The sequence below is a fragment of the Gordonia sp. GN26 genome (genome assembly GCF_054823965.1).
In genome coordinates, this window is sequence record NZ_JSYC01000002.1 from 89,760 (window position 1) to 96,216 (window position 6,457).

6 protein-coding genes are annotated in these 6,457 nt (G+C 68.0%); 3 read left to right on the forward strand and 3 right to left on the reverse strand.

All coding sequences use genetic code 11. The annotated features are described in order from the left end of the window. Nucleotides 1-35 precede the first annotated feature (35 nt). Complete coding sequence (locus tag OK17_RS00445) at nucleotides 36-1,238, reverse strand: acetyl-CoA C-acetyltransferase (protein ID WP_232718206.1); 1,203 nt, start codon at nucleotides 1,236-1,238, stop codon at nucleotides 36-38. An 86-nt stretch (nucleotides 1,239-1,324) separates the two neighbouring features. Here OK17_RS00445 and mce point away from each other — a divergent pair, with 86 nt between their 5' ends. Then, nucleotides 1,325-1,807, forward strand: coding sequence for a methylmalonyl-CoA epimerase (gene mce, locus OK17_RS00450; protein ID WP_232718205.1), 483 nt, complete (start codon nucleotides 1,325-1,327; stop codon nucleotides 1,805-1,807). A 227-nt stretch (nucleotides 1,808-2,034) separates the two neighbouring features. After that, nucleotides 2,035-2,988 (forward strand): coiled-coil domain-containing protein, encoded by a 954-nt coding sequence (locus tag OK17_RS00455; RefSeq protein WP_232718204.1) that lies wholly within the window; start codon nucleotides 2,035-2,037, stop codon nucleotides 2,986-2,988. Nucleotides 2,989-3,058: 70 nt separating this feature from the next. On the opposite strand, the gene nucS is transcribed toward OK17_RS00455, so the two are convergent. Next, nucleotides 3,059-3,742: an endonuclease NucS gene (gene nucS / locus OK17_RS00460; RefSeq protein WP_006359593.1), complete on the reverse strand. Its 684-nt coding sequence runs from the start codon at nucleotides 3,740-3,742 to the stop codon at nucleotides 3,059-3,061. Nucleotides 3,743-3,902: 160 nt separating this feature from the next. Next, entirely contained in the window at nucleotides 3,903-5,336 is a 1,434-nt protein-coding gene (glsA, locus tag OK17_RS00465) for a glutaminase A (protein WP_461416344.1), read from the reverse strand. Nucleotides 5,337-5,481: 145 nt separating this feature from the next. Between glsA and OK17_RS00470 the strand changes: the two genes are divergently transcribed. Further along, nucleotides 5,482-6,348: a universal stress protein gene (locus OK17_RS00470; protein ID WP_461416345.1), complete on the forward strand. Its 867-nt coding sequence runs from the start codon at nucleotides 5,482-5,484 to the stop codon at nucleotides 6,346-6,348. Nucleotides 6,349-6,457 lie beyond the last annotated feature (109 nt).

Below are 6,457 nucleotides of genomic sequence, written 5' to 3' on the forward strand. Positions count from 1 at the left end.
ACAAAGTGTCGTAGAAGTCTCCTTCAGCGGATGTGTCAGGCCTTCGGGACGCGGACGATCAGGGCGTCGCCCTGGCCGCCGGCACCGCACAGTGCGGCCGCACCGACGCCGCCGCCGCGACGCTGCAGCTCGAGGGCGAGATGCAGGGTGATGCGGGCGCCGGAGGTGCCGATCGGGTGTCCGACCGCGATCGCGCCACCGTTGACGTTGATCTTCTCCTCGTCGACGCCGAGCTGCTGGGCCGAGGCCAGGCCGACCGCGGCGAACGCTTCGTTGATCTCGATGAGGTCGAGGTCGGCGGGGGCGATGCCCTCACGGGCACAGGCCTTGGCGATCGCGTTGGCCGGCTGCGCCTGCAGGCTGGAGTCGGGACCCGCGACGACGCCGTGGGCACCGATCTCGGCGAGCCAAGTCACGCCCAGCTCCTCCGCCTTGGCCTTGGACATCACGACGACCGCGGCGGCACCGTCGGAGATCTGCGAGGAGTTGCCGGCGGTGATGGTGCCGTCCTTGCGGAACGCGGGGCGCAGACCCGACAGCGACTCGGCGGTGGTGTTGGCGCGGATGCCCTCGTCCTCGGCGAACTGGATCGGGTCACCCTTGCGCTGCGGGATCGACACCGGCACGACCTCGTCGTCGAACACGCCGTTCTTCCAGGCGGCGGCGGCGAGCTGGTGGCTGCGGGCGGCGAACTCGTCCTGCTGTTCGCGGGTGAAGCCGTCCTTGTCGTTGCCCTGCTCGGTGAGAGCCCCCATCGGCTGATCGGTGAAGGCGTCGTGCAGTCCGTCGAACGCCATGTGGTCGACGAGCTCGGTGTTGCCGTACTTGAATCCGCCGCGGCTGTTCGGCAGCAGGTGCGGGGCCTGGGTCATCGACTCCTGGCCGCCGGCGACGACGACGTCGAACTCACCGGCGCGGATGAGCTGGTCGGCGAGCGCGATGGCGTCGATGCCCGAGAGGCACATCTTGTTGATGGTCAGGGTCGGGACGTCCCAGCCTATACCGGCCTTGATCGCGGCCTGACGAGCCGGCATCTGACCTGCCCCCGCGGTCAGCACCTGGCCCATGATCACGTACTGGACCTCCGAGGCCGGTACCCCGGACTTCTCCAGGGCGCCCTGGATCGCCACCGCCCCCAGGTCGACGCCGCTGAAGTCCTTCAGCGAGCCCAGGAGACGGCCGAAAGGAGTACGTGCGCCGGCGACGATGACCGTCGTGTTGTCAGCAGTCGAGGACATGGAAAGGAACCTCCGGGGGGTGGTCGTGCGAGGGGCTACCGAGCGCCCGCTCTGTGCGCTCTACCCCTCAACGCTACCGTTGTGACATGAGCACCTCTGCATCTGACCCCAGCACTTCCCCCGGCGCGACCGCGCTGATCTCCGACCTCGTCGTCGCGATCGACCACGTCGGTATCGCCGTTCCGGACCTGGACGCTGCCAAAGAGTGGTATGCGACACACCTCGGCTTCGAGACGCTCCACCAGGAGACCAACGCCGAGCAGGGTGTCGAGGAGGCCATGGTCGGCCCCGCCGGCGGGGGCGCCGTCATCCAGCTCCTCGCCCCGCTGAACGAGGAGTCGACGATCGCGAAGTTCATCGGTCGCAACGGACCCGGACTGCAGCAGCTCGCGGTGCGCGTGACCGACGTCGACGCCGTCATGGCCCGCCTCACCGAGGCCGGCGTCCGCGTCCTCTACCCCGCCGCCAAGCGGGGCACCGCGAACTCGCGCATCAACTTCGTCCATCCCAAGGATGCGGGCGGCGTCCTTCTCGAGCTCGTCGAGCCGGCCGCCGACGCAGCGCACTGATCGTCTCCCCGCTCCACCTCGGCCCAAACCCGTTCGGCCGCTGACGAAATCCTCCCGGTTCGGGCTCGGCCCGCACGCTGTGACGAACCCCGCTGGCGGCGCGTGGACACCCGAGCGGTAGTCCACGCGCCGTTACCGAAGACACCGTCGCCGACAAGGCCGACACCGCACCCCGCCCGACTCCGACCGGGCTTCGACGTCCGGGCGTCTCGGATACACTGGCCCGCATGCCAGGTCCCGCACGGCAATTGCCCTTCGCGATCGTGATGCGCGGTTATGACCGTGAGCAGGTCGCCGACCATCTCCAGCGACTCGATGCCGAGTTGCGGGTTCTCGCCGCCGATCGCGACGCCGCCACCGCCAACGCCCACGAGCTCGCCTCCCATCTCGAAGAGGCGCGCGACGAGATCGCCGAACTCCGGCGCGAGATCGACAAACTCTCGGTGCCGCCCACCACCGCTCAGGGGATGAGTGAGCGCCTCTCACGCATGCTCCAACTCGCCTCCGACGAGGCCTCGGAGATGCGCGCCGAGGCATCCGCCGAAGCCGCCGAGACTCTGTCGATCGCACGCCAGGAAGCCGCCGACATGCGCTCCGAGGCGGCCTCCGAGGCCGAGCGGATCCGCAGCAAGGCGCAGGCGGCGGCGAAGAAGCTCGTCGACGAGGCCTCGGCCCGCGCCCGCCAGGTCAAGGAGACCGCCGCGGCCAACGAGTCCGAGTCGGCACGCCTCATCGCCGAGCGCACCGCGGCGATGGAGGCCGAGCACACCAAGACGATGAAGGCGGCCAACGACGAGGCCCGCCGCATCGTCGAGAAGGCGAAGGCCGAGGTCGCCGAGCTCGAGGCCGTCAGCGAACGCGAACGCGCCGCCGAACGCGAACGTCACGATGCCGAACTCGCCGACCAGCGAGAGCGCGCACTCGACGAGGCCAACCACATCAGGCAGACCGCGCTCGACATCGCCGGCGAACGCCTCAACCGGTCGCGCGATATGGCGCAGGCGGCCGACCGCGCGCGCCAGGAGATCGCGGCCAACCTGGGTCAGCTCCGCGACAAGCTCGCCGAACTGCCCGAGTTGCTGGCGCAGCCGGAGGACTCCGAGTACGAGGTGCTCTCCGACACCGACGATCTCGAGCTGCTCAATCGCAAGCTGTCTCCGGAGGCCCGCGCCAACGCCTGAGCGGCGTTCCGCGGGTCAGGGGCCCGCAGTCGTCAGTCGGTGATTCCCGGCCGGAAGCTCCCAGGTCGGCTCAGAAGAGCCGGAACTCCGTGCTCTCCGCACCGCGAAGGGCTTCGTAATCCAGTACGACGCAACGGATTCCACGGTCTTCGGCGAGGGTTCGCGCCTGTGGCTTGATCTGCTGCGCGGCGAAGACACCGGCCACCGGGGCCAGTGTGGTGTCGCGGTTGAGCAGTTCCAGGTAGCGGGTGAGCTGCTCGACGCCGTCGATCTCGCCGCGTCGTTTGATCTCCACGGCCACCGTGGCGCCCGTGGCGTCGCGGCAGAGCAGGTCGACCGGTCCGATCGCCGTCATGTACTCGCGGCGGATGAGGGTGTGGCCGGGCCCGAGGGTCTCCACGTGTTCGGCGAGCAGTTCTTGCAGATGCGCCTCGACCCCGTCCTTGACCAGACCCGGGTCGATGCCGAGTTCATGCTGCGAGTCGTGCTCGATCGACGCGATGGTGATCCGCAGTTCTTCGCCGGCCTTGTTGGTGACGACCCAGTAGGCCTCCGCCTCGGTGCCCTCGGGTACGGCGGCCTCGGTGAGCCAGCACGGCGGGCTCATCCAGTTCAGCGGCTTGTAGGCGCGGTCGTCGGCGTGCACGCTCACCGACCCGTCGGACTTGACCAGAAGCAGACGCTTGGCCATGGGCAGATGGGCGGTCAACCGCCCGACGTAATCGACCTGACACTCCGCGATGACGAGACGCACGAGCCCACCCTAGGGCATCGGTTGCACCGTCCTCACGCCCCCGCGCCGGTGTCCTCGAGATCCCGCGACGCTCACTGAGGAGCGACCGGAGCCTACGGAGGACGCCCCCTACCGCCCCCTGAGGAGCGACCGGAGCCTGCGGAGGACGCGTCTCGAAGGGTCATTGGTCGTAGTAGTGCTTGAGCATGAAGGTCTCCGCGTCGATGACCGCATCCTCCATCGTCGTGTGGACGTGCGGCAGGGTCGGATCGAAGCCCTTGAGGTCGACCGGCGCATCGGGATTCGGGGTGATCCACTCCTCGCGCTGCCGTTCCACACTGGCCCGCACGACGCCGTCGGGATCGACGAGCGCCGCACGACGACCACTGTCGGCGAGCAGTCTTTTGATGCTGAGAACCATGGTCCGCGCGACCGCGTCGATGACACCGAGTCGTGAGATCTCGACGATCACCACGGTGAAGTCGTCCATGTCGGCCACGAGCCGGCGGTGAACGCTCTCGGCCCCGGCGAAGGTCAGGTCGCCCTGCAACTCGTAGACGCGGATCCGGTCGCGGCAGGTGCGCAGATAACTGCGCTCGCGTTCGCTCCACTCCGAGCTCACCGGGGTGTCGGTCAGGTCGTAGACCGTGCGGATTGTCACCCGGCTCTCGCGGGTGACGTTGAACATGTGGAGGCCGAGGTCCTTCGACAGGTGCTGGCACGTCTCGACGCCGCGGACGCTGTTGCCGTGCTCGTCGAGTCGCGGCGAGTACACCCCGATTCCCAGCTGCCCCGGCAACACGGCGAGGATGCCGCCGCCCACGCCACTCTTGGCGGGCAGCCCGACCGAGGTGACCCAGTCCCCCGCCCCGTCGTACATGCCGCAGGTGGTCATCACGCTGAGCAGTCGCTGGGCGATCTCGTGGGTGAACACCAGACGGCCGGTACGCGGGTTGAGGCCGCCGTTGGCGATGGTCGCGCCGATGCCGGCGAGATCGTCGGTCGTCACCCGGATCGAGCACTGACGGTAGTAGAGGTCGATGGCCGCATCCGGATCGGTGTCCAGCGCACCGAAGCTGTCGAGCATGTACGCGATCGCGCGGTTCCGCGAGCCGGTGGCCGACTCGGAGGCATAGACCTCCTCGTCCATCGAGAGACGACGACCCGCACAACCCGAGTAGAAGTCGAGGATCTCGGCGAAGGCCGACTCGATGTCGGCAGCGGTCACGTCACGGGTCGCCGGGAGCAGCATGGACGCCGCGAAGATGGCTCCGGCGTTGATCATCGGGTTCTTGGGGCGCCGGCGATCGTCGACGCTGATCTCGTTGAAGGCCTCACCCGACGGTTCGACGCCGATCTTGGCGTCCACCACGGCGACCCCGTGCTTTCGTAGGGCCATCGCGTACGTCAGGGGTTTCGACACCGACTGGATGGTGAAAGTCGTGGTGGAATCCCCGTGCGAGTACGTGTAGCCGTCGTGCACACACATCGACAGCCCGTAACCCTCGGGGTCGACGACGGCCAGTTCGGGGATGTAGTCGGCGACGTGGCCGGACAGGTCGTCGCGAACGTCGTCCATGATGTGGCGGAGGTAGCCGTCGACAAGGGATTCCATGGCCCAATCTAAGCGTGTCCAGCGCTGATCGGATAGCCGACGCGGCGGACGACGCGACGAGGCACACAACAGCCGGGAATCCGGCACAGACGTGACTAGGCTGGGGCGCAGTGAGTTCGCCCCGAGGAGACAGTTGGGAGCACCGATGAAGCTGCTCGTCGCATACATCGCCACCTCAGGCGGCGAGGACGCGGTGGCCCTGGGTGCGTGCCTGGCACGCACCTTCGACGCCGAACTCGAGATCTGCATCGTCATCCCGCCCGAACCGGCCGGGGCCGACGACGCCGTGGAGAGACTCTCCGACGCCCTCGACAGCGCGGCACGACGCTGGCTCGACGAGGCGGCCGCCCGTCTGCCCGACGACATCGAGACCACGACGACCATCGCCGAGCACGCCAATCCGGCCGAGGGCCTCATCATCGAGGCGCGACGCACCAACTCCGACATCCTTGTCATAGGCGGCGCCGGTGGAGGGATCAGCGGTCGGCACACGCTCGGAACGGTCGTCAACGACATCCTGCATTCGTCGCCCATCCCGGTGGCCGTCGCACCGCCCGGTTTCGCGCATCTCGGCGCCGACGAGGTCCGGGAGATCACCGTGACCATCGGCGACCGTCCGGGTGCGCCCCTGCTGTTCGAGACCGCCATCCGCAGTGGCATCCGAGCCCATCGGCCGATCCGGCTGGTGTCCATTCTCGCGATCGACGACATGCAGCCCTGGCGGAACGTCCCCGAGGACACCGCGATCGAATCTGCTCGCGCTCATGCCCAACGAGCTCTCGATGAGGCAAGAACCCAACTGCCGGAGAACTTTCCGGTTACCTCGACGGTTGCCCAGGGCTCCACGATCGAGGAAGCGGTCGAGGCGCTCGAGTGGCACGACGGCGATGTGGTGATGGTCGGTTCGAGCCGGCTGGCCGCCCCGAACACGCTGTTCCTGGGCTCCACCGCCGCGAAGATTCTCCGCGCGGTTTCGGTACCGATGATCGTGGTACCCAAGGGCACCGACTGATCCTGCCGCCACCGGCGCCGGGATTTCGTAGAAGTAATGCGCGCTATAAGCGCAGTTTTTTCTACATCCTCGCCGGCCGGGTGACCCTGGAATGCATTGTGGCCCTACA